The organism is Microcoleus sp. S13_C3 (genome assembly GCF_036700905.1).
Taxonomy (GTDB): Bacteria; Cyanobacteriota; Cyanobacteriia; order Cyanobacteriales; family Microcoleaceae; genus Microcoleus.
Genome location: NZ_JAUBPT010000074.1, coordinates 13,641 through 39,438 on the forward strand (window position 1 = coordinate 13,641; position 25,798 = coordinate 39,438).

The 25,798-nt window shown below is 45.6% G+C and carries 22 protein-coding genes and 2 pseudogenes; 10 read left to right on the forward strand and 14 right to left on the reverse strand.

Features of this window, described 5'->3' with window-relative positions:
• Positions 1-126 precede the first annotated feature (126 nt).
• Entirely contained in the window at positions 127-624 is a 498-nt protein-coding gene (locus tag QUA16_RS20210; RefSeq protein ID WP_006633674.1) for an HNH endonuclease, read from the reverse strand.
• Positions 625-968: 344 nt separating this feature from the next.
• Between QUA16_RS20210 and QUA16_RS20215 the strand changes: the two genes are divergently transcribed.
• Positions 969-1,433 (forward strand): COP23 domain-containing protein, encoded by a 465-nt coding sequence (locus QUA16_RS20215; RefSeq protein ID WP_333106875.1) that lies wholly within the window; start codon positions 969-971, stop codon positions 1,431-1,433.
• Between the two features lie 265 nt (positions 1,434-1,698).
• Here the strand turns inward: QUA16_RS20215 and QUA16_RS20220 are convergent, their stop codons facing one another.
• The gene (locus QUA16_RS20220; RefSeq protein WP_333106874.1) at positions 1,699-4,449 is read right to left on the reverse strand and encodes an AAA-like domain-containing protein; all 2,751 of its coding nucleotides are present in this window, start codon (positions 4,447-4,449) and stop codon (positions 1,699-1,701) included.
• A 147-nt stretch (positions 4,450-4,596) separates the two neighbouring features.
• Here QUA16_RS20220 and QUA16_RS20225 point away from each other — a divergent pair, with 147 nt between their 5' ends.
• A complete protein-coding gene (locus QUA16_RS20225; RefSeq protein WP_333106873.1) occupies positions 4,597-5,376 on the forward strand; it encodes a 5-formyltetrahydrofolate cyclo-ligase in 780 nt (259 codons plus the stop codon).
• Positions 5,377-5,389: 13 nt separating this feature from the next.
• Here the strand turns inward: QUA16_RS20225 and QUA16_RS20230 are convergent, their stop codons facing one another.
• Together QUA16_RS20230 and QUA16_RS20235 are read right to left on the reverse strand one after the other, a co-directional pair.
• Positions 5,390-5,989, reverse strand: coding sequence for a Uma2 family endonuclease (locus QUA16_RS20230; protein WP_333106872.1), 600 nt, complete (start codon positions 5,987-5,989; stop codon positions 5,390-5,392).
• A 355-nt stretch (positions 5,990-6,344) separates the two neighbouring features.
• Entirely contained in the window at positions 6,345-8,213 is a 1,869-nt protein-coding gene (locus tag QUA16_RS20235) for an AAA-like domain-containing protein (protein ID WP_333106871.1), read from the reverse strand.
• Positions 8,214-8,489: 276 nt separating this feature from the next.
• Here QUA16_RS20235 and QUA16_RS20240 point away from each other — a divergent pair, with 276 nt between their 5' ends.
• The 3 genes from QUA16_RS20240 (at position 8,490) to QUA16_RS20250 (ending at position 10,659) form a co-directional block, all read left to right on the forward strand.
• Positions 8,490-8,663: a hypothetical protein gene (locus QUA16_RS20240; protein ID WP_333106870.1), complete on the forward strand. Its 174-nt coding sequence runs from the start codon at positions 8,490-8,492 to the stop codon at positions 8,661-8,663.
• 40 nt (positions 8,664-8,703) lie between these two features.
• Positions 8,704-9,036: a hypothetical protein gene (locus tag QUA16_RS20245; RefSeq protein ID WP_006633666.1), complete on the forward strand. Its 333-nt coding sequence runs from the start codon at positions 8,704-8,706 to the stop codon at positions 9,034-9,036.
• Between the two features lie 291 nt (positions 9,037-9,327).
• Positions 9,328-10,659, forward strand: a complete 1,332-nt coding sequence (locus QUA16_RS20250; RefSeq protein WP_333181307.1) for a serine hydrolase — start codon at positions 9,328-9,330, stop codon at positions 10,657-10,659.
• Positions 10,660-10,873: 214 nt separating this feature from the next.
• Here the strand turns inward: QUA16_RS20250 and QUA16_RS20255 are convergent, their stop codons facing one another.
• From QUA16_RS20255 to QUA16_RS36990, 3 genes and pseudogenes are all read right to left on the reverse strand, one after another.
• A complete protein-coding gene (locus tag QUA16_RS20255; protein WP_333106867.1) occupies positions 10,874-11,245 on the reverse strand; it encodes a DUF4342 domain-containing protein in 372 nt (123 codons plus the stop codon).
• 498 nt (positions 11,246-11,743) lie between these two features.
• Positions 11,744-12,121: a hypothetical protein gene (locus QUA16_RS20260; protein WP_333106866.1), complete on the reverse strand. Its 378-nt coding sequence runs from the start codon at positions 12,119-12,121 to the stop codon at positions 11,744-11,746.
• A 99-nt stretch (positions 12,122-12,220) separates the two neighbouring features.
• Positions 12,221-12,349, reverse strand: a pseudogene (locus QUA16_RS36990) (IS1 family transposase); the annotation flags it as partial.
• Positions 12,350-12,514: 165 nt separating this feature from the next.
• Here QUA16_RS36990 and QUA16_RS20265 point away from each other — a divergent pair.
• A pseudogene (locus QUA16_RS20265) lies at positions 12,515-13,814 on the forward strand (IS4 family transposase).
• Positions 13,815-13,870: 56 nt separating this feature from the next.
• Entirely contained in the window at positions 13,871-14,350 is a 480-nt protein-coding gene (locus QUA16_RS20270) for a hypothetical protein (protein ID WP_333108592.1), read from the forward strand.
• Positions 14,351-14,537: 187 nt separating this feature from the next.
• On the opposite strand, the gene QUA16_RS20275 is transcribed toward QUA16_RS20270, so the two are convergent.
• Positions 14,538-15,020: a hypothetical protein gene (locus QUA16_RS20275; RefSeq protein WP_333108591.1), complete on the reverse strand. Its 483-nt coding sequence runs from the start codon at positions 15,018-15,020 to the stop codon at positions 14,538-14,540.
• A 195-nt stretch (positions 15,021-15,215) separates the two neighbouring features.
• On the opposite strand from QUA16_RS20275, the gene QUA16_RS20280 reads away from it, so the two are divergent.
• Positions 15,216-15,401 (forward strand): ribbon-helix-helix domain-containing protein, encoded by a 186-nt coding sequence (locus QUA16_RS20280; RefSeq protein WP_333108588.1) that lies wholly within the window; start codon positions 15,216-15,218, stop codon positions 15,399-15,401.
• A 49-nt stretch (positions 15,402-15,450) separates the two neighbouring features.
• On the opposite strand, the gene QUA16_RS20285 is transcribed toward QUA16_RS20280, so the two are convergent.
• Positions 15,451-15,600 carry a hypothetical protein gene (locus QUA16_RS20285; RefSeq protein ID WP_333108587.1) on the reverse strand — a complete coding sequence of 50 codons (150 nt, stop codon included), beginning with the start codon at positions 15,598-15,600 and terminating at the stop codon, positions 15,451-15,453.
• A gap of 662 nt (positions 15,601-16,262) precedes the next feature.
• Between QUA16_RS20285 and QUA16_RS20290 the strand changes: the two genes are divergently transcribed.
• On the forward strand, positions 16,263-16,448 hold the full coding sequence (locus tag QUA16_RS20290; protein ID WP_333108585.1) for a ribbon-helix-helix domain-containing protein: 186 nt from the start codon (positions 16,263-16,265) through the stop codon (positions 16,446-16,448).
• A gap of 851 nt (positions 16,449-17,299) precedes the next feature.
• Here the strand turns inward: QUA16_RS20290 and QUA16_RS20295 are convergent.
• The 5 genes from QUA16_RS20295 to metK all read right to left on the reverse strand — a co-directional run bounded on the left by QUA16_RS20295 (position 17,300) and on the right by metK (position 25,132).
• The gene (locus QUA16_RS20295) at positions 17,300-19,264 is read right to left on the reverse strand and encodes a HAMP domain-containing sensor histidine kinase (protein WP_333108583.1); all 1,965 of its coding nucleotides are present in this window, start codon (positions 19,262-19,264) and stop codon (positions 17,300-17,302) included.
• 143 nt (positions 19,265-19,407) lie between these two features.
• On the reverse strand, positions 19,408-19,749 hold the full coding sequence (locus QUA16_RS20300; RefSeq protein WP_333108580.1) for a hypothetical protein: 342 nt from the start codon (positions 19,747-19,749) through the stop codon (positions 19,408-19,410).
• Positions 19,750-20,015: 266 nt separating this feature from the next.
• A complete protein-coding gene (locus QUA16_RS20305; protein ID WP_333108579.1) occupies positions 20,016-21,932 on the reverse strand; it encodes a HEAT repeat domain-containing protein in 1,917 nt (638 codons plus the stop codon).
• 553 nt (positions 21,933-22,485) lie between these two features.
• The gene (locus QUA16_RS20310) at positions 22,486-23,661 is read right to left on the reverse strand and encodes a family 10 glycosylhydrolase (protein WP_333108578.1); all 1,176 of its coding nucleotides are present in this window, start codon (positions 23,659-23,661) and stop codon (positions 22,486-22,488) included.
• Positions 23,662-23,869: 208 nt separating this feature from the next.
• Entirely contained in the window at positions 23,870-25,132 is a 1,263-nt protein-coding gene (gene metK, locus QUA16_RS20315; RefSeq protein WP_333108577.1) for a methionine adenosyltransferase, read from the reverse strand.
• Positions 25,133-25,434: 302 nt separating this feature from the next.
• On the opposite strand from metK, the gene QUA16_RS20320 reads away from it, so the two are divergent.
• A complete protein-coding gene (locus QUA16_RS20320) occupies positions 25,435-25,740 on the forward strand; it encodes an AAA-like domain-containing protein (RefSeq protein ID WP_333108576.1) in 306 nt (101 codons plus the stop codon).
• The last annotated feature ends 58 nt before the right edge of the window (positions 25,741-25,798 follow it).

Genomic DNA, 25,798 nt, shown 5'->3' on the forward strand with positions numbered 1-25,798 from the left:
ATTTAAGAGCGTAAATTCTCTCTTTAATTTTTTAATTCACGCAAAGAGTGTGTGTTGCCCGGAACGAAGCAATCTCAGGACTCAGAACTCCCGCAAAAAACCCCCGCGCTTGCGCTGACAGGGGTTTTAAAGGCCTATTACATATTTTTGCCATTCTTTGTGCATACCGCTCTTAACGTGTTTAGTCACTTCAAAATAAAGACCACTGTGAGGTTTCCTAGGCGGATAGCGCAGCGACATTCCCGCTTCTTTTGGCGTGCGGCTGCCTTTATTGACATTGCAGCGCACGCAGGCGGTGACGAGGTTTTCCCAACTGTCCCCTCCTCCGCGCGATCGGGGAATTACATGATCGAGGGTTAAATCGTCGCCCGTATAACTACAGTATTGACAAGAGTGTGCGTCCCGGTGCAAGATATTCCGGCGGGTCAGAGGAATATCCTTATAGGGAACTCGGACGTAATGCCTGAGTCGGATCACAGTTGGTAGCGGGAAGTTTGGCGCAATAAATTTCCCGTTGTGTTCTACCTGTTCTGCTTTTCCTTTCAGCAACAAAACTACCGCCCTTCGCCAATTGGTGATGTTAAGGGGTTCGTAGGAGGCGTTCAGCACCAGAACATTGCCCATTGTTGATTATTAAAGAGAATATTTTTTTCGATGTTAACACAGGTTCCACTTTAGGTGGGACGGCATCAGGAACAGCGAGGCTCAGCAAAAAAAGGTGAAAAACCACTCCTTTACCCTATACCTTGGCGCCTGCGCCCCCTAGGGCTGCATCTATTTTCGGCATTTGGTGTTTGTCAGCGAGCTTTTTTCCCGGAGTTTTGGCCCAGATGAGGCCAGTGTGTGCGATCGCCAAAATTTGCAGAATAAATTTTATTTTTTTCTCTAAATGCCTAATCTTCCCGGCAACAAACAGTTTAACTTTTTAGACTATTAGTAACCTTAAATGAAAAAGCTTATTACTGCTCATGAAATTTCGGCTCTTAAAGTCTGCTTTGAGCGCGTCAATTATTGCCCTTGCTGCTCCGATTTTAGCAAACAGTCCAGCCTTTGCCCAAACGCCTTCATTCTTCTGCGGCGCTGCTGGCGGCCGCCCAGCTACAATTGCTGTCCAACAAGGCAAAAATATTCCCGTTATTTTGTGGCTAGCTGATAACTATTTTAATGAATCAGGAGAAGATGCGATTACTCGGTGTACCAGAGTCTCAGGAATTCTCAACAACTCGCAACCGCAAGGAAGCTGGGAGAATGTTGTCACAGCAGGTGCATCTAGCAACGGTCAACTAATTATTTGTGCAGCTAATCCTCAAGACGGTTCCTGTAGATTATTATATCAAGTACCCAAAGGTCAAAATCCCGAACAAGCCCGACAAGAACTCTTAAAAAGAGTTACAAATCCTAATGTAAGTGTTTCGCCTGTTAAAGTAAATTGATAGTCATTAGTAGGGACACCGCACCGTGCCCATAGGTGTCAACTTAAGGTACAACCAATAGTCCGGCAGGGGTTGAAACCCCTGCCTCAAAGCTAAAGTCCTCTAAAAGAGGACTAATGAGTTGAGATTCTTCTCTTCAGTCCTCTTTGAGAGGACTTTCGCTATTAGACAGGGGTTTCTAACCCCTGGCGGACTTGATGGATGACTAACGAACTTGGCGGGCTGGCAGCTTAAGTTGACACGCTTTGGGCACGGTGCGGTGTCCCTACTTGCAGATAGTTGAAACTCTGGTAAAATACTTCGGTTGAGTGGTGAAAAAGTCGCAGCTTTGCTTCAGCAATTCTTCTAACCCTTCAACCTGCCTCAACCAGACAGTGCCGTTGCTTCCAGCTACAGCAATTTGCTTTCCCTCTCCACTCCAACTGACACTAACAACATTCTCCTCGAACTCAAATTGAGCAACCTGCCGCCCCGCTAAATTCCACAGCCGTACAGTCTTGTCAATTCCCACTGTAGCAAGCCGTTCTCCGTCGGGACTAAAACTAATTGATTTCGCATCAAAATGCAAGGTTTGAAATTCCTTAACTAATTCTTTTTCTGACAGATTCCACAGCCCAACTTTGCCATTCAATGTTACTGTAGCAAAGCGATACTGGTGTTCAGCCGGAGTGAAACTCAGCCCAATTGCTTGAACAGGCAGTGTTTTTTTCAGCTTGCCCGACCAATTCCAAATTCGCACTGTAGATTTGCCATCTAAAGTCGTTATGAAATCGCCGTTTGGGCTAAAAATTACGCTTCTCACTAAGCCGTTGTGACCTGGGAGTTTCAGGCTAGGCGATACTAATTGTGGCAGTTTAGACAAATCCCAAATTGCAGCATAGCTGTCTATCCCTGCCCCCGCTAATAACTTTCCTTCGGGACTAAAACTGATACTGGTAACAGAGCCTTTAATTCCTTTCAAAGTAGAAATATTTTTACCTGATAAATTCCATATTTTAACTGTGCTGTCCCTTCCGGCGGTCGCTAAAAATTTACCATTCGGGCTAAAGTTTACCATATTAACTGACTGCTGTAAAGCTTTCCATTCAGCAATTTTTTGCCCGGAAAAGTTCCAAAGCCGAACTCGATCGTCTATTCCTGCGGTTGCTAAAACCTGCCTGTTTGGGCTAAAAGTGACGCTGGTAACTGCACCTTTATGAGCTTGCCAATTTATCTTTGTTGGCGGAAGTGATGAGGCTTTTGTCTCCTGTGTTGCGCTAATTTTATCAAGAATTATTTGTAATGCTAATAGCGGTCTAGTGGCCGGATATTGTTCTAGCTTGTGTTTATTTTGTACCAATGTTTTTAATTTTTTACCGGAGGCGATCGCCCTCAATAAAGCTTCTGATAAAGCTTCGCTGTTTTCTGTCTTTTGAGATACCGCTAACAATAAAGCATCGCTGCCATTTTGTTCGATTTCAATACTTGCTTGGGCCAGTTTAAACCGCTGGTAAGCGAGAGTTGAAAAGCCGATCGCCGCCAGTAACGATGCTGCCAGTACCGCAGAACCGATGCCGATCCACTGTTTGGCTTTTTGTTTGGCAGAGTCAGCTTCAATCAAAGCTTTTTCGGCATCACATACAGCTTTTTTGGTTTCTAGTGTAGCTAAATGCAGCATTTGATTTTGGTCGCTCAAAATAACTTTCTGGCTAGCCGTCAAAAACTGAAAATCTTCGTTTCTCAAACTTTTTCCGGCCGCCCAAACTAATGCTGACTGCAAATCATCCCCTCGCAACAGTTGGGAATCATCTTCACAGCTAGAATTTAGCCAGACTTTGATTGCTTCCGAGTAAGGCGAGAGTTTTTGTAATTTTTCTTCAATTAGTCCTTGGTTAAATACAGCTTGATAAATAGGATTAGAAATTGTTAGTTTTTCCCCCCGCTTAACGATTAATCCGCTCAATCGCAACTCCATTTGTTCGGCACTACCATCGGGGAGAATTTCAGTTTGTTCTAAAATTTGCTGATATAATCCGAGTCTCCTCACAATCCGCTGGTTTTCTTTGAAAAGCCGATCGCGAATTGTGGACAAATGTTCTGGAACATCCTGAGATTCCCAATTCTCCACTATTTTCAAGCGCACTACCTTCTCAACCCATTCTTGAGGATTTTGGATGGTATCTTTCCCCCCGAATGTAGGGGCGGTGCCCCCGTGCCCGCCCTGGGGTAAATTCGGGATAAATTCGGCATTTTCCAACAAGAGTTTGCACAGCTTCTGAGTCAGGAATGGCTGGCCGCCCGTCCAATACAAAACCTCTCTCAAAACTTCCTGAGAGCTGTCTGTCAGCTCTGCCAACCCCGCTGCTAGCGGTTGAGCTTCTGTTTCGTCAAAACCACTTAATTCGATCGCCTTGCCAATATTAAAAGGGGTATTGCTGGTGGCATTTTGCTCGCGGCACAAATCCGTCGGCGATGCTACGCCTAAGAGGGCCCAAGTTAGGCGATCGAACTCTGAATTGTTGGCGCGCTTGTTGTAGCACGATCGAATTAAGGCTAAAAAATCGTCGGCGGGAAAATCTAGGGCGAGAATGCTGTCGATTTCGTCAATAAAAATGACAATATTGCTGGAAATGTTGGGTAAGAGTACGGTTTCGATGAATTCGCTCAATCTTTGAACCGGGGTTAAAAAATTGCGATCGCGCCACCAAGTCCGCACGTTGACAATATCCGACAGGTTAAAGTTATTTTCGAGAATGCGTAGCAAGCCAGCATACCACTGTTCGGGAGTGACGCCGCGGTTGCCAATTTCCGAAATGTCGATCGCAGCACAAGCAATTCCTTCATTTCTCAGCCGCTGAATTGTCCGCACCTGCAAGCTAGATTTGCCCATTTGCCGCGAATTCAAAACATAGCAAAATTCCCCAGCTTTTAATCCGTTATAAAGGTCGTCGTCGGCTTGCCGCTTCACATAATTGGGAGCGTTATTGGTGAGACTCCCACCGACTTGATAGTAACTGGGCTTTGTGGTAAAATTCATAGGATAAAATGGTAAAATCAAAAAAATATATTGGGGTCATTCGGCGGTTAAAACCGCTACTACACAAACAAAGTCCGCCTTCGCGGACTGAAGAAATGAGGCGTATTAAAGCAAACTTTTGTATGATACATTGTACCACAATACAACATGAAAACTGATTGGATTGGATATCACTGCGAAAAAGACAAGTTAAGATCTGAAATTTGGTATTTGCTGAAGCAGCAAGCCGCATCTATTGGCGATCCGTTTGGTCATATTCCCAACTTTGTCGGTGCACAGGTGGCGGCCGAAAAATTGGCAAATTTACCAATTTGGCAACAAGCAAAAACTATTAAGTGCAATCCAGATGCGGCGCAAAATCCGGTGCGGATGAAAGCTTTGCAAGATGGAAAACGCCTGTATATGGCAGTACCGCGATTGACAGAAGATCGCTGTTTTGTTGAGTTAACCGCTGAGGATTTGCAGCGACAAAATATATCAATTGCCGAAAGTGCGTTAGCGAAGCCCTCGAAGAGGATCGCCCGCAAAGCACTCGATTGCGGAAAATTGGTAAGTTTTGCAGAAATGGAGCCAATTGATTTAGTAATAGTCGGCTGTGTAGCGGTGGCGCGCAACGGGGGAAGAACCGGGAAAGGTGCAGGTTTTGCCGATTTGGAATTGGCTATGTTGACAGAATTCGGGTTAGTACAAATCGATACGCCAATTGTGACAACAGTGCATCCTTTGCAAATAGTCGAAGATTTGCGTTTACCAATGCAAGCTCACGATTGGGCGCTGAATTGGATTGTTACTGCTGAGGGGGTAATTGAAACTAATACAACTTATCCGCGTCCAATTGGGTTAAACTGGGATAGTATACGGTCGGAACAGTTGGAACAAATTCCAATTTTGCGAAAGTTGAGAGAGCAATTAACCAATAACCAATAGCTTTTAATCAAAATCAAGGCAAAAGAGCATCTACAGCGATCGCCCCAATTTCTATCCCTTCAATAATAATCGGTATAACAGCCGATCGCCCGAAATCCCACCTTTGACTGTAATCTGGCTGCTCAACTTCAGCAATAGGGTGAGAGTACACCTCAACCAGTCCTTCAATAAGATTCACAATCCAATAAATCGCAATTCCAGCGCGGGCATAAATCCGTTTTTTTACAGTTCGATCGCGCTGAAGCGTCGTATCGGATACTTCAATAATCAGGGCAATATCTTCAGCGCCCGGATGGCGATCGAGATACTGTCGCGTATCCCCTCGAACAACCACTATATCAGGTTCGGGTTCGCTGTTGGATAGCGTGATCGGTTCTTGAGAATCGACATACCACCCCGCAGGTAAAATATTCTCTAAAGCTGTTCTGGCAAGACGAGTTGTTGCTCGATGCGGTGGATTTTTGGGCATTTTGAAAACCAGCCAACCTTCCAGCAATTCTACAGAGTCATCATCCGTGAGAATGCCAGCTTGAATTATCGCATGATACTGCTCGATGCTCAAGCGCAAAATCAGATCGTTCGGAATTGCTGCAACACTTTCGACGGGCGGCATAACTGTATGGGCGAGTTGATTGTTTTCTTATTTTACTGTTTCTTTAACGAACCGCGAAGGCGCGAAGCAAGACAGAAGAAGACTGTAAGTTGATGATATATCTACTTTGTGGTGAACACGCGCCATGCAATGAAAGCAGTAAAGGCTAGATAACCAAATACGGCTATCCAATCTAGCCAATTATCGGATGTTATCAAAAAAATATCGTTCATGGGCTGTTTTAATCTAAAAAGAGGTAGATTGTGATTTGTCGTTTGGTGGGGGCGGGTTTATGAGATTGTTCATTTTAGGCAATTATTGTCGGTGAACCCGCCCCTACCATATCTGGAATTATAGGATAGCAGAGCGATCGGACTTAGACGATCGCGCTTAAGTGCGATCGAAAATATTGTCGATACAGTTCGCACCTCGGCACGCACTCGTTACCCTGCAACTTCACCAACCCCAAACTGTCCAACTTAAAAGCCTGCATCGCCTTTAATTGCACCGGAGAGTCCGCCGCCACAATCTCTCTCATCCCCTGCGCTAACTCAGGATATTCTTCTAAATTCCACAACTGCCGGCGCAAATGGTCGCTGTAAATTCCCGCATCCGCGATCGCACTTTCTTTTAATTCATCTAGTGTCAAACCCGATCTCGAAATGTGATATAATGCAACTCGCACTAAATACGGATGACCGCCGACAATTGCCATCAATTCCTCAACTTCTGCATCCGACCAATTCAAATTATGGCGCGCTGCTAAATCTTGTATTTGCTGAGAGTTGAATTCGGGCAAATCTACGGGCAGTCCGACGTTAAAAGGCGATTGATTGATGTTCATCGGGATGTAAACTTCGGTGGAGTGCACTACAATTAATCGCAGTTTTTTCCAGATGTCGCGCCGCTTCGATTCTTCGTGCCACGCCCGCAGCAGTCCTAAAAAGTCTTCGGCAATGTCGGGATATTGGAAAACGCGATCGATCTCGTCTAATCCTAAAATTAAAGGACTGTCGATTTGCGGCAAAATGTATTTTTCAAAGTAATCTTTGCAGTTGACTTTGCTGCCAAAAATCTCGTCCCAATAATCGTCTAATTGATTGGGTAAGTGCAACTCGCGGCCGACGTAAGCGCAAAACCACTTTAAGAATTTATCTAAGTTTGCGAATACAGCTTTATCTACTAACTGAAAAGTTAGTGGCACGGTGCAATAGCCTTGACGGGCTCCGTGATGCAAAATTCTTGCCATCAATGAAGTTTTGCCCATTTGTCTGGGCGCTTTGATTCTAATTAAGGCGCTGGGCTGCACAATAGTTTGATAGCAACGTTCTTCGATGGGCGGGCGTTCTACATAAAATTGAGAAGCGACATCGACTTGTCCTCCCGGTAATTCCGGTTCGGCTGCGGGTAGAGGTATTTCGTCGTTGCTAATTTCTAATAGCTGTTTTTGTGTTAAATCTTCTGTTTCTTCTGTGACTGGTGCGGGTTGTTCTGCTAACAAATTCAGAACTTCTTCGATAATAATTGGAGTGTCGGCGGTGGTTTTCCATTCCCTCTGTTTGATGCGGTACAGATAGCCCCGCAAGTCGTGATTTAGAGGCGCATTCAGCGGAAAACCGACGCGGATGGGGAGAATTATTGGTTTCTTGTCAGGGCGGGAGTCTAGCAGTTCTTTTGCTTGCTGAACTTGATATGTTAGCAATTCGCTTTGATTTCCCGTTGGCGGCAACAGTAGCAGCAAATAATCGCATTCTTGGAGGAATGAATTAATGCGATCGAACCAATTATCTCCTAATCTAATGTTATTTTCTGCTGTGAAAACTGTATGACCGATCGCGCTTAAGGCCGTTTCTAACTGTTTTCCCAACTCGCGATCGGGTTCGGCGCTGCGATAACTCACAAATACTTTAACAATTCTGCTGCTGCTGGCTGTTTCCCCCGCTGGTGGCGAATTGTCCAGCTCGTCTAAATTTTCCGATTCCTCCAGTTTAGCCGAGCGGTGGTCGCCATTCGCCAGATTCATTTCAAAAGCCGCGAACAACTGCCGAATTTTACTCAGATCCGCACCTTCTCTACCCTGCTTAATTTTGCTGACTGTATCGGCACCGACGCCAGATTCAGCCTCGATTTCCGTCAGAGTACCTCTAATGTTATGTCGGTCAGACCATTCTTGGAGCGCCTCGTTAAGTTTCTTTAAGCCAGAGGCAGTGAGAATGCGACCGCGATCGCGTTTTGACTTGAGCACTTCGCTTGCACTGAAAGGGGAACGAATCTAGAAATTTTAACGCCTTAAGTCCCTATTTTGGGCGATTTTAAGGAAGATAATCAGCCAGCCGGAATTTAAGGGATTTTACTTGGAGAGGTTTTTGGGGCGATCGACTCCTCAAACTCTGTCCTGATAACGGCTTCAACAGTTGAATATATTTGAGGAGAAAAAGTTTTTCTTAAGTCCCCAATCTCCGCCGCTAATGACGATTTAACTTTTTAGAGTAGATACACCCAGCAAAAAAGGAGAACCCAAATGAACAAAATCTTACACAGACTGGCAATGGCCGCTTTGGGAACTGCCGCCATTTTCACAATTAATACACTTAATAATTTAACAGAAGCATCAGCCGCTGGTAAATTTGACCAATCCGAAATTCATCAAAACACAGTTTTTCCACTTGGCGTACCGGGTCAGTTCCATAAATAGGCAAATTCATTGATTGATTTAATTGAATTAAGGAGAAATTATGAAGTCTACACTGTGTTCGCCGCAACCTATAGCTACCAAATCTGACTCGGTTGATGCTGAGGCGATCGATGCCTGCACTGCACTTGCATGGGTGGAATTGGTAGCATTAGATGCCAGCGCTCTCACGGGGGATGATTGGCTGGCTTTGTGCGATGATATAGATAGCGGGGAAATCTACCGCTGCTGGTTTTTGTGGCGCGATCGCGAAGTTAGCGGTAATTGGGAAGCTTACGATCCTTTGAGCGATCGCCGATTTGTTGCTAAAGGAAAAGTTTTTCTCAAAGCCGCGATCGACTCCCTTGAAGATGCTAGAAATCGAGAAGTCGCCTAACTTGAATTCATCTCAGAGGAAGAAAATTTGTGTCTACAATACAATAATTCTGCCAAGAGAATTCGCCAGTGTACAAAGTTTTGTCCGCCTGCGCGAGACAGGAAGAAAAACGGGTAATAGAACCGGATTTGATATGAGTCCCGGAAACGGAATACTCTCAGAGAAAATAAAAAAAATACGGCTGCGGGCAAGAGTTGACTGTATGATGCTAGGTGCTTCGTCTCGAAAGCGGTCGAGAACACTGTGACCGCCGCTTTCTCGTTGCAGCCGTTAAAATCTTTCTCTTCAAACATGACTCCTAAACTGCGATGGCTGTTGCCGGCCGCCCTTAGTCTTTTCTCGATCGCCCTTCCCGCAAAAGCTGATACACTAACATCTTGGCACTTCGATGCCCGCGAAAACCAACTCAATTTAACCACAGATTCAGGAGTTCAGCCGGAAGTTAAACTAATCGCCAATCCCACCCGCTTAGTAATTGACTTACCGGGAATAGTCTTGGAGTATCCCGAAAGTCCTCAAAGTTACAACTCAGCTATTCAACAAATTAGAGTCGGGCAGTTTGACACGGAAACTACCAGGTTAGTGATACAATTAACTCCCGGTTATAAGTTAGACCCGCAAAAAGTCCGAGTCATTAGAGAATCTGCCACGCGCTGGTCATTTCAGTTGCCAAATCCCGAGCAAATAGCGGGGAACGAGTCTTTTATACCCACAGCTATTACCCGCATAGAACAAGCAGCCGGTCAAATTACGCCCTCTGTTTCGCCGGGAAATCAGAGAAACTATTCCACTGATTTGGGGATGTCAACCGGCTCGGAAATGACAGCCATCAAGCCTCAAATCGAAAGTGCGATCGAACAGTATAGATCCCTCAGCGCCGGAATGTTTTTTCTGGATTTAGATACAGGAAACTATTTGGATATCAAGGGCGATCGAGTATTTCCGGCCGCCAGTACCATCAAATTACCAATTCTGATTGCTTTTTATCAAGATGTAGACGCAGGCAAAGTTAGCCTAGACGAAACATTAGTTATGAAGTCCGACTTAGTAGCCAGCGGTTCTGGCACTATGCAAGACAGACCAAATGGTACTCGGTTTAGCATCAGAGAAACCGTCGATAAAATGATTACCATCAGCGACAATACAGCCACCAACATGATTATTGAACGTTTGGGGGGAATTGCTAAACTCAACGAGCGTTTTCGCAGTTGGGGATTAACTGACACCAGAATTCGGAATTGGCTCGGAGATTTTCAAGGAACAAATACCACAAGTTCTGTGGATATGGTAAAGCTGCTGGCGATGCTGTCTGGCGATAAATTAGTTTCGGAATCGAGTCGGGAACAAGCTTTAGAATTACTGCGACACACTACAACTAGAACGCTTTTGCCTTCCGGTTTGGGGCCGGGAGCCGTGATTGCTGACAAAACCGGAGATATCGGCTTTGTAGTTGGCGATGCGGGAATTATAGATATGCCCAACGGCAAGCGTTATTTAGCGGCAATATTTGTCAAACGTCCTTACAATGACCCGATTGTGAGAGATTTTGTCCGTCGAATTTCGCGCATTGTTTACAATTATTTAGACCAACCTGCGGCGAGAGTACCGGATAATTTACGTTGATATCATGTCCGGTCGATTACCCAGATTCCTGTAGGGGCGGGTTCACCAATAATATTGGCCAAAAACGGACAATCTCACAAACGGGCCCCGGCAATTGTATTATGGGCGATCGATCGGACATGATATGATAAGACAATGCGGCGATTGAAATCGCTACTAAACAAACAAAGTCCGCCTTCGCGGACTTGAAGAGAAGATTTTTAATTACTAATGACTATTCTTTGCGCTCGATGGCTACAGTCAAATGAGCCACAACTGCCCCTACTGTAGCAAGTACAGCAGCAATTGGAAAGACTACTGAGCCGGCAACGCCGCCTACCAATCCCGCCATCAGCGGAATGTCTGCCAAAGTCCGCCCTTGCGAGTTTTTGATGACGAGGCGGCGGAGTTTTCCTTGCTGAATTAGTTCTTTGACTTTACCAATTAAACTATCGCCGCTAATCTTAAATTCTTCCACTCTGACTTTTTCCTCTGTTCCAAATTCTGAGGCGAATACATGAGTTTCAACTGTTGGGTTGGCTGAATTCCCGGCCGCTGCTGTTTCGTCTTGTAGAATTGTTACTTGTTGTTCTAGTTGTGAGTTCATTTTGTGTAAGGGCGGGTGAAAACCAGCCGTTTAATTTCTATACTCTTATCTTCGGCGATCGCACTTGGGAATGACAGGCAAGGAAACCCTACAATCTGCATTCGTACTTTCCACCCCCGCCTTTTTACTCAAAAGATTATTTTTGTGGCGTTAGATCGGGGCGGGTTTATCTCTTCCTAAAGGTAGAAAAGATATTGTTGAAACAACCGATCTATAGATACAAGTAAGGTGCAGACTGCTAGCCATGTCAAGGTGGTGGCTGTGTTGAATTTTTTGTTGAAACTTTCGAGATCGCTCAATTACCGACAGTTCCGTATTCGTGCAGATTCAACAGCCACAGCCATTGGCAGCACAAAGTTTCGGCAATTTACGGGCATGACACCGAGAGTATACAGAGCTAATTGAGCCATCGAGCTATTGTTATACTGCGACGCTCCCCCTGTCTCAACTCGGAAAACAATGCCACTGTAATTCCCATCGACTTTGCCCAATAAGCAACTATCTTCTCCTACTTTTATGTTTCTTGATTGAGAACTTAGCAGTGGTTCCTCGCCACAGAATTATAAGAGGAATGGCAACAATAATCAAAGCTGGTAAAGCTGAAAAAGATGCTGAGGCGATCGCTGAAATCACAATCAGCAGAGCTAAACCGCCAAAAAATATCCAACCCGAAACAAGCACCCACCAAGGAATTCTTCCTCCTGCTAAACCTCTAAAAGCTGTTCCACGGAGATATATTTCACCCATAGGCTCGTATCCCGATGGAATTCTTTCTTGATAAGGAGATTTTTGCTCGGCAGGGACTTCAACGACGATCCGCTCACTATCTAACTTGTCATCAGGAAAAAATTGCTTAAGTTCATCATTTTCGCTCATGGTTGCCACTCTTAACTTTTATATAGGAAATAGCGTTTATTCTTCTAGCAGTAGAGGTTCCCAGGCCATCAGCAGTGTTGGAATATCGGGGTTGCTGAATCAAGGTATGAATGCCCCAGGAATGGGAATATCGTGAAATTTCAAGTAATGTATTAATAACTTAATAGAATGCTTGAGCATTTTCTCACACTTAGAATAACAAAGAGTCTTCCGATGTAGTCGGGCTATCCCATTAGTGACAAGTTAAGGTGATGGGTAAATTGTCAAGGGGGTATTTACATTGGTTAAAAAATAGATGAAACTCAGAATAGGCAAGTAGTTGAGCAATTATGACCAGCCATGACCAAGACCAGAACTACCAATCGGGACCACGCGAAAAAGAAACAACGACCACTGATAGAGGATGAAGTAATTGCCCAGCAACTAGAAGCATTACTGACACCAGCCATGCTTTGGGAGGAAAATTCCTACCGTCAGCTAAAACTTCGAGACCGAATTCTCAACTTGCCATTGATGATGGCTGCGATCTTAACCTTACTATGGCGAGATGTGGCAGGGGTAAGAGAGCTGACCCGAATGTTAACGAGAGACGGCTTTCTGTGGTGTAATCCCACTAAAGTCAGCCAACAAGCACTCTCGATCGAGATTTTTGACCTTTCCTGCTGAGCTGTTTGAACAAGTATTTAAGGATTTATTACCGCGTTTAAGGACAAATTGGCAGAGGAGAAATCAACGAACCTTACCAGAAAGTATTCAGTTTACATTAACAAGATTTGAGCAGATTTGGATTATAGATAGTTCAATATTAGAGGCATTATTTCGGAAACGATCAAACTTAGAGTCAGCTAAAATAGGACAATTGGCGGGGGAAATAAGTACAGTAATTGATCTAGTAACTAGATTGCCAGTCGAAATTTAGTTTACCAAAAATGCGAAAGAATCTGATCTAAAATTTGAATAGAATATCCTCAATTTAGTCAGTAAAAATACGTTATTACTATTATATAGAGGCTTTTATCACTTTAATTTATGGTTAAGATTAATTGAGCAAAAGGTTAATTTTATTACCAGAATAAAGAAAGGAGCGGCTATCAAAGTAGAGGAAGTATTTACCGATAGTTATGGACGGCGAGACCGTAAGATACGTTTGGGGTCTGGAACAAAGAAAACTCCGTTTATTACCTTACGTTTGATTGAAGTTCGTTCAGAAAAAACCTGGCATTCTTATTTAACAAGTGTGCTAGAGCCAGAAAAATTACCCCCTTATGTAGTAGCAGATTTGTATCGAAGACGTTGGCGGATTGAAGAAGCTTTTAATATTGTAAAAAGGCTGTTAGATTTAAGCTATTTATGGACGGGTTCAATCAATGGGATTAAATTACAGATTTGGGCAACTTGGTTATTTTATGCAGTTTTAGTAGATTTAGGTGATGCGGTAGCTGATGAACTAGCTCTACCTTTTGAGCAGATTTCTTTAGAAATGATTTATCGCGGCCTTTATCATTTTACTAGGGCTCATCATAAAGGTAAAGCAACAGATCCAATCAAGTATTTTGCTGACCCCCAAAATCGAGATTTAGGCATTATTAAACAGCAGCGAAAACCGAATGTTAAGTTAATTATTGCCCCTTTTCCTGAAAAGCAACGAGGGTCTGACCAATTCTTTTTTAAAAACTCTCCGAAAGCCTCTTGACAAAAGACTTACAGCCTTAACTTGTCACCAATGGGCAGCGATTTAATATCAATAGATTGAACTCAATCAAATTATTGCGATCGCTCGTTGACGAAATTATAATCGTCGGTTGGGTATTGCTAGTTTTATTCTGGTCAGCATACCACCAAGGTATTGCCGATGCCCGACGCGATGCCGGGGAAAATTCGTCTTTACCCGCCGTTGCATTAATCGCCAAGCAAGACAACATTGCTTTAGGCAGAAAACTCGACGATCCAACACTCCGACTAGACCCCAAAGGATTTAAGGCGATCGGGGATGCAGGTTTATTTGCAGATTTGAGCAAAAGAGATTATACTGATATCAATAATCCCAAAGAACCTAGAGTTTGGCGCTTGCTTTTGGAGAGAGGAAACTGGATTTATCTGTTTCCGGCTTTAACAAAAGAACAGCAAAAAGACCCTAAAGCTCGCCCGCCCGTGATTGCCATTCAACAAAGTCAATCCGGCGATCAATTGTTAATTGTAAGTCCCGAAGCTTCTAAACCGTCTAAATAAAGTCGGGGCGGGTTGATTGGATGCCAAAATTGTCTCGATCCCCCCTAGCCCCCCTTAAGAAGGGGGGGACAAGAGCATTCAAAGTCTCGCTTATTAGGGGAGATTTAGAGCGCTCAAAGTCCCCCTTCTTAAGGGGGATTTAGGGGGATCTGGATTTAGTACACCCTACAGGATTTGTGTTTATTGATTAAGCCCGATCGCACACAACTTCAAACACACCCCCTGGAATAAACCGACACAAAGCCCTCCGCCGATCGTCCGCATCTTGGCGGTTGACAAAACGCGCAATTGTATAATGCTCAGCATTCGGTAAAATTCGGACGATCGCCCAAGAAGTGCGATCGCCCTGCTTTGACTTTTCAGGTGTTTTCGAGATCGAATTTGAGTTGAGTTCGATCGCAGGGCGATCAGCGATCGTCGGAGAATTTGCTTTTCTGAGAGTGTTGAGGTAGCGGGCGATCGTACTACCTTTGAGATTCGCCCCGACGCGCAGAATCAGAAACACCGCAAAGCTTTCGATCTCTGGCCCAGTCATGCGCGCGCGATCGGCCTCAAAATCCTCATCAGAGTAGCTGCGGATACCCGACAGCAGTTGCGTGATGCCAAAGTCATCTAAAGCTTGTTGATAGCCGCGAGTATATTCGCTGCCGTCGCTTCCAGGCTGTACCATAGAAATTGTCTCCTTGCTTATTTAGGGGCCATCAGCCAGCGAAGAACTTTCCTAGGGCTCGCGCTGGCTTTTGACTTGTTCAGCTTATAGCATGAATATAGCATACATATATGCTTTAAATGAGCCATATTCGACAGGATGGTCTAGATACAGCACAATGACGATCGGCTTAAACTAAAAAATAATGAATCTTTTATGACCAAACGCTTAGCGACCTATTTAGCCGATGGAATCTATGACATCCTTGAAGAGTGGGCAAGTCAAGAACGCCGTTCAGTCAGCAGCTTATCAGCATTCATTTTGGAGCAAGCAGCCAGAGAACGCCAAAAGGAAATGAAACAACAGCCCCAGCCATCGGATGACAAGCAGGAGAAGAGTTGAGTGCAGTTGGGGCGATCGCTCTCTCAAACAAACTGAGGACTGAAGTTTTTTATTGCTGATTCATGGACGCGCGATCGGCCTCAAAATCCTCATCAGAATAGCTGCGGATACCCGACAGCAGTTGCGTGATGCCAAAATCCTCTAAAGCTTGTTGATAGCCGCGGTTATATTCGTTACCGTCGCTCACAGGCTTTACCATAGTAGTTGTCTCCTTTTATCAGAAAATAGGGTTTAAAACCCCGTCCTTCTAGGACGGCTTTAATTTCTTAAATCCATTCCTAAAAATCCGGAAATTTCTTGTATTTGTGCTAGACTTGAACAGTCAAGGTTAAACTCCTTTGCCCGAAGTGAAACGGAGACACACTTTTAGGCATAAATTGTTGGACCGAGAGCAGCGAAAACTCTTAAAACAGCTAGAGGATCGACGCATTCTCTTTACCAGAAAACAAATAATTTAGTTCATTTGTTAAGTAGGGTAGGGCATACCCGAACTCTAGGTTCATATCAAGCGTAAGCTTTTGGAGATAGACCCTCTGGGGTTGCTGTGAATTAGGCTCGTCAATTGGTGTAATTGCACGGTTGAAAAGTTTAAAGATTGCCGAAAGGACATAGCGCTTAAAGGTCAGTCGATGAATTAAGAATCCCTACGCCTTTAGGCTAGGGAGTGTCAAGTGGATTGTCTCCTTGTATTTGGGGAACCATCAGCCAGCGCGGGCCGTAGGAAGTTCAGCGCTGGCTTTTGACTCTCTAAGAATATAGCGCATAATGCAGCACATTGCAACATATTGCTGCATACTCTACCAAATTGTCTAAAATACTCGACAATGACGATCGGCTTAAATAAGAAACAATTAACCTCTAATGTCTAAACGCATATCAACCTCCATAGGAGAAGGAATTTATGACCTACTTCAAGAGTGGGCAAATGAGGAACGCCGTTCAATCAGCGGCTTGTCAGCATTTATTTTGGAACAAGCTGTGAGGGAACGCCAAAAACAAATGCAAAAACAGTCCCCACCATCCGATGAGAAACAGGAGAAAAGTTGAGTGGACGCATCAAAGCCAAAGAAACCGGGTTTTTTGCGGTTTTTGCCGGCTGTAACGAAGTATTTGGCAAAAAAACCCGGTTTCTGACCATCCGTGCGTCCAGAACTATATGAAATTTATCGGCATAGACTTAGGTTGGAGTTCAGCAGCAAGCGGTTTGTGCTGTTTAAATTGGCACAATAACCAATTAGAATTTATAGAGTGCGATCGCCCCCACTGACCGAAGAACGAGCCCGCCGGGCCCCTGGCTTTAGACACGGGGATAAGTCGGTAGCGGTTTCAACCGCCTTCAGTTTTTGATATAATTCAAACAGCAAGTAAGAATAACCATCTACGCGAAGAATCATCAAGCGTGCGGAGAAATCCCGGCAACGGAGACATCCGCCTTTGATGCGGAATACTTAAAGGGCGAATAATGGCAGGGTGAGGAGCGTACCTATCTGGCTCGTGCGATGGACTCTGAAAGTAAGAAAAACTCTAAAAGTAAGCGCAATTGCAATATCTTTGATACGGGTATTGTTTTGAGCGTCTAGGGGGACTTTTGCCTGTCCCTTCCAAGTTTAGCTTGGAGAATCCCCAGGCTTCAGCCGTGGGGAGTGTCAAAAGACTAAAGCATTTGGAAATAAAGCCAGAGGTTTGAAGCATAAATTTTCGCCCCTGGGCCTACCCCCTACATCTCCAGGGCGGTTTCATTCTCAAGAAAACCATGATTTTGTAGGGGTAGTGCTAAGAGTGCCTACCCCCGCCACCAACCATCGAATGGGGGTTTCAGCCCAAAAGAACCGGCACTCTTGGCACGGCCCCTACCAAGAATGAAACCGCCCTGCCTACATCTCTCCCCCAAAATCACATCACCCGTTTCCCGCCGGTATCCGCACAGTAAAAATAGACCCTTTCCCCTCTTCGCTTTCTACCAAAATTTCCCCGCCCATCATCTGACAGTAGTAGCGGCTAAGTGTCAGCCCTAACCCGGCGCCGTCGTACTGTCGCGCCGCTGAAGAGTCAGCTTGCACAAAAGCTTCAAACAATTTGTGCTGTTGTTCTTCCGACATTCCAATTCCGGTATCTTTAACAGATAAACAAATCCAATCGGAGTCTTGAACATTCGGCAGGGGACAAGCAATTGCCGCAGAATGAGTTTCATCGGCTACCATTGAATCGTCAATCGCCTCACGCCCTGCTGCATTCAATTTTCCACTTCCTGCAATGCGCTTCACACTCACTTTCACCCTACCGTTTTTGGTGAACTTCGCCGCATTACTAAGCAGATGTATCAAAACCTGGCGCACTTTTTTGAAATCTGCGTGCATTATGCCCACAGTTCGATCGCACTCAATCTCCAAAACATTGCCATTTTTCTCTATCAACGGTTTCGCGGCACTCGCAACATTATCAACCAGGGATTCGATGTCAAACTCCTGGATTTCGAGTTTCATACCCCCCGCTTCAAATTTGGACAAATCAAGGATATCGTTAATCAAAGATAGCAGATGCGCGCCTGCTTTTTCAATCTTCTGCAAATCGGGTACAAACTCATCAAATCCCGCATCCTGGGCATCTTCTGAAAGTAGTTGACTGTAGCCGATAATCGCATTTAAAGGCGTCCGCAATTCGTGGCTCATAGTTGCTAAAAACTGGCTTTTAGCAGTGTTAGCGGCGACGGCGATTTCCTTAGCTTTTTCTAATTCTTTTGTATGTCCCGAAACCCGCTCGATTAGGTGATTGAGAGAGGCAGCCAGAGAGCCGATTTCGCCTTGTCCGGTGACGGGTGCTCGCAAGTCAAAATTAGACTCAGCGGCTACTTGTTCTGCCACCTGAGTGACGCTGATAACAGGTTGGGCGATCGCCCGACTCGTCCGGTAAGCCACAATTCCCGCCACCACTCCCGACAGCAGCATACTAATAATAATTATGGCTTTTTCCATTCCTTGGGCGTCTTCCATCACTTCACCGCCTTGGCCCTCTTGCTGCTGGGCAATCTCGAGGATTTTGTTCAATTCCTCAAGGCTGCTGTTGAGCTGTTTTACACCTTCTCCGCTTTCGATTGCGAGCAATTTTCTGGCCGACTCTATCTCCCCAGGCGACAGTTGCGATTGCGGGATTTCCTGCAAAGTTGACTTGAGACTATCGGCGTAGGCTTCTAAATTTTTCGTGCAATCTTGCACTAAAAACTTGAGAACTTCCGGTTTGGCTGCCAGCCAAGCGGGTTGGCTGTCGGCAAACTTTTCTATACGCAACCGCAGATTTTTTGCCTGAACAATACTCTTAACCAACTGCTCTTCTTGCTGTTTGAGCTTGGCCGAATTATCTACAAAAGAATCTAGCTGTGAACCCTGCAATTGGGTCGCCAGCGATACCTCTTTAAAATTGCCGAGCAATTGCGCTTGTAGGTGAGCATCATTGAATTGCTTTAATCCTTGTCCTTGGTAGTAATCGGCAATCACCAGTCCGCTCAGCGAACCCAAAAAGCCGATTCCTATTGCCAGCAAATACCCGTAGCCAATTTTTTGATGGATAGGCAAACCGCCAATTTTAGAGGGCAAAGTTTTGCGGACTTTCAAGGATAACTCTTCTACCAACTTATGGGTAATTTTTTTTGTTTTCACGGTTTCTACAGAAGCCATTTTTCCCGAAATTAAAACAGGCATCTGTTTACCTAAATAGGTATCTTTTGGATTAACCTTTCGCGTTTTCACGTTTGTTTTCGGCGGGTTAAATGGTTCTAAGTCTGGATTCAATTCCCCCTGGTCTTCCCAAATGGCAACCGAGAAACTTGCTTCGTGTCCTGTTTTTTTTAGCAAGTTAATTTTTGACATATGCAACCCCTGTATTCTGTTAAAATCTATCACGATCTTAAGTTCTCCAAACGGAAAAGCTTGTCTATTTGACGGTAGACATCTGCGAAAAAGCATCTGAAACTCTGGTCGAGTCAGAGGAGAAACTTAAATTCGGTTGATGTCTAAGAGATAATTAGGCTGTTGAGGACTGTTGCCAAATTACTTTTTCGACTCGTAAAAGTCTGCAGCAGGCAAAAAAATAAAAATTTATCCCCGCAGTGAATTATCCCCGCGTGGAATGTTACAGGCAGAAAATTCTCTCTGACCTGTTTTGCCTGTGAGTAGCCCAAAGCTGATATTGTCTGTTGACAATGCACCCGATTCCTTCGCTTTGGACTTTGGCTACCAGCAATGCGACGATTGCTTGACGGTTTTTGTTGAGCATCCGACAACTTCCTAGCACAGAATGTCACAAATGCAGCAGCCGATCGAACTTTTGCACCCTGGCGATGGACTTTTGGCATCGTTGCCCCGCAAAGACAAGTCTGAGGTGAAGTGTCGTTAGTTGAGTATAACTGTAGGGCTTGCGAAAAGAAACCCGGTTTCTGCGAGTCAATCGATTTTAGATTTTAGATTTTAGATTTTAGATTTTAGATTTTAGATTTTAGATTTTAGAATTGACCCCACGGATAAATTCGGGGGCTTGTTTCTCGGATACAGGTTTTTTATTTCTGGGTCCTGAGTCTGCTTTCGGAATGAATCCGGGGGCTTGTATCCTGGATGCTTTCGGTCAATTGTTGGCGATTGCGAGTTCTGGAGTTGCGGTAGTCAATTCGATCGCCAGTCCTAGCTTACCGTCTCTACCCAAAGCTTCATCGGCCAAGTGTACCATCCAGCGATTCGGCTTGGCTTGGGGTCTGGCGGCGAGCACTAACGCCCAAGCTTCCCGTTCTTTGCCACGACCCAACAGCGCAGCACAAACAGTCAAAGCTGTGGCCGTTGAACGGCTGATCCCACTTTGGCAGCAGATGAGCAAACTGCCTCCCTGGGACGATATTTTAAGCGCGAAATCAATAATTTTCAGTATATCCTCAAGGGTAGGCAAGATTTGATCGGGGTCGTCAACGGGGGTGTCGAGGTCATTAAACTCTAGGCACATTCGGTTCGGGATTTGATGAAAATTTTTGGGTTCCGGCACACCCGGACTGCCGATCGAGATCAGGTATTTAATCTCGCGCCCCGCAGCGCGATCAACAATGTATTCACTGGCTTCTACTTGCGAAGCAATCAGGATTATCGGCAGTTTTTCACCCGATAAATCTGCAGAGACTGAGGGTTCAGAATCAACTGTTTCTGCCTCAGTCCTGACATCCGCCAAGTATTGGGCAGCCAGGGCACGAACGTCAGCAAATTCGCGATTTAAAGCTGTTTCCAGAGCCAAAATAGCAGCCGTTGAGCCAATTTGACCGAGGGATTTAACAGCCTTTTGGCGCACTCCAGAATTCTCGTCCCCCAGCAGCCGCACTAAACCTGCCACAGCTTCCTCTGTGCCAATTTCCCCCAAAGCAGCAGCAACTCTCCACCGCACATAAGATTCGCTGTCGCCAATTGCGCTAGCCAGTCCCGCGACCACCATTTTTGGCAATTTCGCATCTCCCTCTGTATTGATGTTTCCAAGGGCAACCGCCGCCCTGCCGCGCACGAAAATATCTCGATCCGAGAGCGACCCGATTACGGCCACCATAGCCACCTCGCTGCTGATTTCTCCCAAAGCAGAAACTGCACTGCCGCGCACGTCTGAGTCGTCATGGTTGAGGGCTTCCACCAATCCCGCCACAGCCGTTTCCGTGCCAATTTGTCCCAAGGCCTCGGCGGCCCTCAAAGAAACTGCATAGGAGTCGGGATCATCGTGAAGCAATTCTACTAAGCCGGGTACTGCCTCAGAATCGCCGATTTTCCCCAAAGCCGCCGCCGCCCTAGCGCGGACGATGTGATTTTCGTCTCTGAGGGCATTCAGCAGCCCGGGTACTACCTCAGAGACGGCGATTTTCCCGCAGTTGACGGCAGCCCGCCAGCGCACCTCCGAGTCTTCGTGTTTGAGGGCTTTCAGCAGGGCGGGGACGGCTGTTTTCGGGTTAATTTTGCCCAAGGCCCAAACAGCCCAGGCGCGCACCCTCGACTCTGGGTGCTTGATGGCTTTGAGCAGTGCTACGGCGGCTGGTTTCGAGTCAATTTCTCCTAAAGCCCAAGCGGCCCAAGCTTGGATTTGGGAATCTTTGGATTCGAGCGATCGGGCTAATTCAATTACTGCTGCTTCGGAGCCGATTTTCCCGATCGCTCGAATCCCATCAAGGCGCACTGCACTTTCTGTGTGGTTCAATGCGGCCACCAACATCGGAATTGCCATATCGGAACTTGTGAGGGCCAGCAGTTGAATTTTGAGCAGCGGTGAAGTGGGGATTTTGTCGATTAATTTTATGGTGGCTATTTGAAATTCTGGCTTTACCGTTCCTGCTAACTTGGAGCCGAGTTTTAAATTTACTTTTAGAGCTAATTTTACTGCCCGCAAAGCCAGACTTTGCTGTTCTACTTGCGGCAATATAGTCGCCAAGGTGTGCATCCCTTGTTTTTGTTTCAAATATTTTTGATGGAATTGAGCATCGCTGAGCTGGGGTAGCTGTTGGATGAGGCTTGCTGCTGAGGTCACTGATTTATCCTAATATTTTTGCGAGCGGTTGAGATTGCTCTTTTAAACTGTATTTAAAAAATATGGCGTCTACAAAACGCTACTTCTAAAAAAAAGCTTGCACCCACTTCTAAAATATGTCTTATTCCACTATTTTTGCAACTCCCCAATTATTAGTTATCGGGTTTGTTTGGGCGATCGGCTTGACAATTAGTAGCGCTTGCTGCTTGGCATCGCTGGGTTTTTAACTGGCCTAGCTCTGCTATATCATTTTATACTCACATCTTGCACCATTGTCCGCAACAGGCTTTCCGGCCTGTTCCACAAGAAAATTCACTCTTTGTGGAACAGGCCCGAAAGCCTGTTAATAACAGCTTATTGAGAATAGTGCCACATCTTATTTTATACCAACTTGGTTTGAAATAGCGATCGGCGCGGTTGACCGAAAGCATCCAGGATACAAGCCCCCGGATTCATCCGTGGGCTCAATACTTCAATTCTTTAATCTAAAATCTAAAATCTAAAATCGATTGACTGCAGCCAACCGCCAACTCCTTGATTCCGGGACAATCTCTCAACGAGCATAGGGCCCTTTTTTCAAAACCTTAGCCAAAGCGTTATCGTTATCTCGCAAACCTTCGTAAAAAAACATCACTTCTCCTTGAATCCCGCAAGAGCGGTTGTAAGCAATTACTTGCAACAACAGTTCAGGAGTTATGCTATATTTGCTGCCTCGATTCGTCAACAAAATACCGGGCGAGACGCACTTTACTTGCTGCCCGCTAAGCTGTCCCCCAATCATTTTATCCACCAATTGTTTGTAAGCATTAAAATCGCGGCGATAAAACTGCGGATGAAGCATATCCACCAAATTTTTATCAACCCAAGCTTTAGAATCTTGCAAATATTCCACCAGTCCCCAGTCATAAGGACTCGGCGACATCGATAGCAACAAATCAGGATTAATCGCTTTCACTTCTCGGTGTAAACGAGCTACAAACTCAGTAATAATATTAGCACGCCACTGCAGCCAATGTTGCTCTTTACAATCCGATGGTGCTGCTTTACCACACTCTTCTCGATAGCGTTTAACCGTTTTTTCGTCGTAACCGCCTTCTACCGGAAACGCAATGCGATCGTCTCCTTGAACGCCGTTTACTGGATAATTCTTAGCAACTTCCAGCATCAACCCCAGCACAAAGTCTTGGACTTCCGGGTCAAGAGAATTCATCCAGTCAAAGTTATTTTTCTTAAGTAAATTGCCGCTGGCATCACGGCCGGCCCACTCCGGTTTTTTCGCCAGCAAATGACCGCCCTTGCGATTGTAAGAACTCACAAAGCCGTATTCAAAACAAGGAATTACTTTTAAACCAACTCTCTTTGCCTCAAAACATATTTCTGCTAAGGGGTCGCGACCTTGATAGCGCGAGTCAATTTCCACCCCAAAGTTTTCTCGCATAATCCCAGAAGGATAAGCCGTATAACCCTGGCTCCAAATTATAGGAAAAACGGTATTAAATCCTGTATCGGCGAGAAAGTCCATTGCCTCAGCAATTCGCTTTTTTGATGTGAGAACTTTGCAGTCAGTGGTGGGTATCCAAACGCCGCGAATCCCACCTGCCTTGTCAGCCGGAAATGAACTTGGCAGCGCTGCTGGATTTGGTGCAGAAAATCCAGTCGTCGCCAACCGCTGTTGGAGGGAAGAGGCAAAACTGCGAATTGCTGATTGGAAAGTTGTGAAAAATCCCATTTATTTATTTATATTTTTTTTGTTGTAAGGTGGGCACTGATCCCGCTACGTTATTGATTGGTAGCACCCGATATTATTTATGGATAAGGTGCGCCGAAGCACACCCGATATTATTTATGAATAAGGTGCGGAGTACGCACCCTATATTGATTGGTAGCACCCGATATTATTTATGGATAAGGTGCGCTGCGCGCACCCCAAAATTGTACTATCCAGCTACTCCAGACAACTTCTGGCTCAAAGCTTCTTTCAAAAGTTCCGCCTTATCAGTTGCCTCCCAAGGCAAATCTAAATCAGTGCGTCCGAAGTGACCGTAAGCCGCCACATCTTGATAGAAACGGCCGCCTCTTTCAGCAGGCAAATTCTGCAAGTTAAATGCCTGAATGATGCCCGCAGGACGCAGTTCAAAATGCTGCTTCACAACTTCTAAAAGGCGATCGTCATCAACTTTTCCAGTGCCAAAAGTTTCGATCATCATGCTAACAGGGCGCGCAACCCCGATCGCATAACTCAACTGCACTTCGCACTTTTGGGCCAAACCGGCCGCTACGATATTTTTAGCAACGTAGCGACAAGCATAAGCCGCGCTGCGGTCTACCTTGGTGGGGTCTTTCCCAGAAAAAGCGCCACCGCCGTGGCGGGAATAGCCGCCGTAGGTATCCACAATAATTTTGCGGCCCGTCAAACCCGAATCTCCTTGAGGCCCGCCGACGACAAATTTGCCGGTGGGGTTGACAAGGAAGCGAGTTTCTGCATCCGGCTGCACGCTAATATCGGCAAACACAGGTTGGACGACTGCAGTCCAAAGGTCTTCTTTGATCTTGGCTTGAACTGCGGCTGTTTCTGTGATGTCGCCGATCGTTTCGGTGTGCTGGGTAGAAATTAAAATCGTATCTATGCCAACAGGTTTGCCGTCCTCGTAAATCACCGTAACTTGGCTTTTGCCGTCGGGACGCAGGTAAGATAACTGACCGGTTTTGCGGACTGCGGCCAGTTGACGGCAAATCCGGTGCGCTAAACTGATCGGCAGAGGCATCAATTCCGGCGTTTCGTTGCAAGCAAAGCCGAACATCAAACCTTGGTCGCCAGCGCCGATGGCGTCTAATTCCTCTTCACTCGATTGTTCCCGGCTTTCGTGGGCTGTATTCACCCCTTGAGCAATATCGGGAGACTGAGAATCAAGAGCCACCAACACCGAGCAACTATTGGCCGAAAAGCCGTTGTCAGCGTGGATGTAGCCAATATCGGCTATTTTTTTCCGGGCTAATTCTATGTAATTTACCTGAGCTTTCGTGGTAATTTCGCCCGTCAGCAGCATTAAGCCGGTGTTGACGACAACTTCGGCTGCGACGCGGCTTTTGGGGTCTTCAGTCAGTAAGGCATCTAAAATCGTATCTGAAATTTGATCGCAGATTTTATCGGGATGGCCTTCAGTGACCGATTCAGAGGTAAACAGGTAGCGACGTGACAATGATTATATCTCCTTAGATAGGGGCTCTTCCTGCGCGACCTCGACGACCGACGAGTTATTTTTCCGGTAAAGACCAAGAACGATCGCGTCTGGGCTACCGTCTAATTTTTGTCGATCTGCAGAGCCGTGTTGAAGCAGGGTTTGAGATTGGGTAAAGTGACACTACTATAGCAAAGTGAGTTCCGGGAAGTTCCTAAAAACTTAGATTTTGTAGGATTGTCGATCGATCTTGGACATTGCTCGTCTACCCCCTAACCTGACAAAGGTAAGATACAGTCAGGGTATCGCCTTGTGCAAGGACTATGGCAGGACTCCAAAAATCACCAAACTCGATCCAAACAGTTGCCCAGCTAGAATTTCCCGGCGGCCCCATACCGCTTGACTCTCGATTTTATATTGAGCGCTCAGGGGCCGAAGCCTTTGCCTGTGCAGAAATTAGCAAACCCGGAGGCCTCGTTCGCATTAAAGCTCCCAAAAAAATGGGCAAAAGTTCGCTGATGCTGCGGATAATTCACGCGGCAGTCGATCGTGGATACCGCACAGTAACTGTAGACTTTCAGCAAGCCGACACAGCGGTTTTTGCTAGTTTAGGATCGCGAATTAAATAACTTACAATTTTAATTGTTATTGTGGGATGGGCGTCCCGCCCGTCCAAAAAGGACGGGC

What these genes read in the sequence shown, in the direction of transcription:
- QUA16_RS20255 (WP_333106867.1), bottom strand. Translation starts at nt 11,245, where the DNA reads ATGAACTCACAACTAGAACAACAAGTAACAATTCTACAAGACGAAACA.
- QUA16_RS20300 (WP_333108580.1), bottom strand. Translation starts at nt 19,749, where the DNA reads ATGCCAAAAGTCCATCGCCAGGGTGCAAAAGTTCGATCGGCTGCTGCA.
- QUA16_RS20230 (WP_333106872.1), bottom strand. Translation starts at nt 5,989, where the DNA reads ATGCCGCCCGTCGAAAGTGTTGCAGCAATTCCGAACGATCTGATTTTG.
- QUA16_RS20285 (WP_333108587.1), bottom strand. Translation starts at nt 15,600, where the DNA reads ATGGTAAAGCCTGTGAGCGACGGTAACGAATATAACCGCGGCTATCAA.
- QUA16_RS20245 (WP_006633666.1), top strand. Translation starts at nt 8,704, where the DNA reads ATGAAGTCTACACTGTGTTCGCCGCAACCTATAGCTACCAAATCTGAC.
- QUA16_RS20210 (WP_006633674.1), bottom strand. Translation starts at nt 624, where the DNA reads ATGGGCAATGTTCTGGTGCTGAACGCCTCCTACGAACCCCTTAACATC.
- QUA16_RS20320 (WP_333108576.1), top strand. Translation starts at nt 25,435, where the DNA reads ATGGCAGGACTCCAAAAATCACCAAACTCGATCCAAACAGTTGCCCAG.
- QUA16_RS20275 (WP_333108591.1), bottom strand. Translation starts at nt 15,020, where the DNA reads ATGGTACAGCCTGGAAGCGACGGCAGCGAATATACTCGCGGCTATCAA.
- QUA16_RS20310 (WP_333108578.1), bottom strand. Translation starts at nt 23,661, where the DNA reads ATGGGATTTTTCACAACTTTCCAATCAGCAATTCGCAGTTTTGCCTCT.
- QUA16_RS20215 (WP_333106875.1), top strand. Translation starts at nt 969, where the DNA reads ATGAAATTTCGGCTCTTAAAGTCTGCTTTGAGCGCGTCAATTATTGCC.
- QUA16_RS20290 (WP_333108585.1), top strand. Translation starts at nt 16,263, where the DNA reads ATGTCTAAACGCATATCAACCTCCATAGGAGAAGGAATTTATGACCTA.
- QUA16_RS20240 (WP_333106870.1), top strand. Translation starts at nt 8,490, where the DNA reads ATGAACAAAATCTTACACAGACTGGCAATGGCCGCTTTGGGAACTGCC.
- QUA16_RS20225 (WP_333106873.1), top strand. Translation starts at nt 4,597, where the DNA reads ATGAAAACTGATTGGATTGGATATCACTGCGAAAAAGACAAGTTAAGA.
- QUA16_RS20250 (WP_333181307.1), top strand. Translation starts at nt 9,328, where the DNA reads ATGACTCCTAAACTGCGATGGCTGTTGCCGGCCGCCCTTAGTCTTTTC.
- QUA16_RS20280 (WP_333108588.1), top strand. Translation starts at nt 15,216, where the DNA reads ATGACCAAACGCTTAGCGACCTATTTAGCCGATGGAATCTATGACATC.
- QUA16_RS20295 (WP_333108583.1), bottom strand. Translation starts at nt 19,264, where the DNA reads ATGTCAAAAATTAACTTGCTAAAAAAAACAGGACACGAAGCAAGTTTC.
- QUA16_RS20260 (WP_333106866.1), bottom strand. Translation starts at nt 12,121, where the DNA reads ATGAGCGAAAATGATGAACTTAAGCAATTTTTTCCTGATGACAAGTTA.
- QUA16_RS20220 (WP_333106874.1), bottom strand. Translation starts at nt 4,449, where the DNA reads ATGAATTTTACCACAAAGCCCAGTTACTATCAAGTCGGTGGGAGTCTC.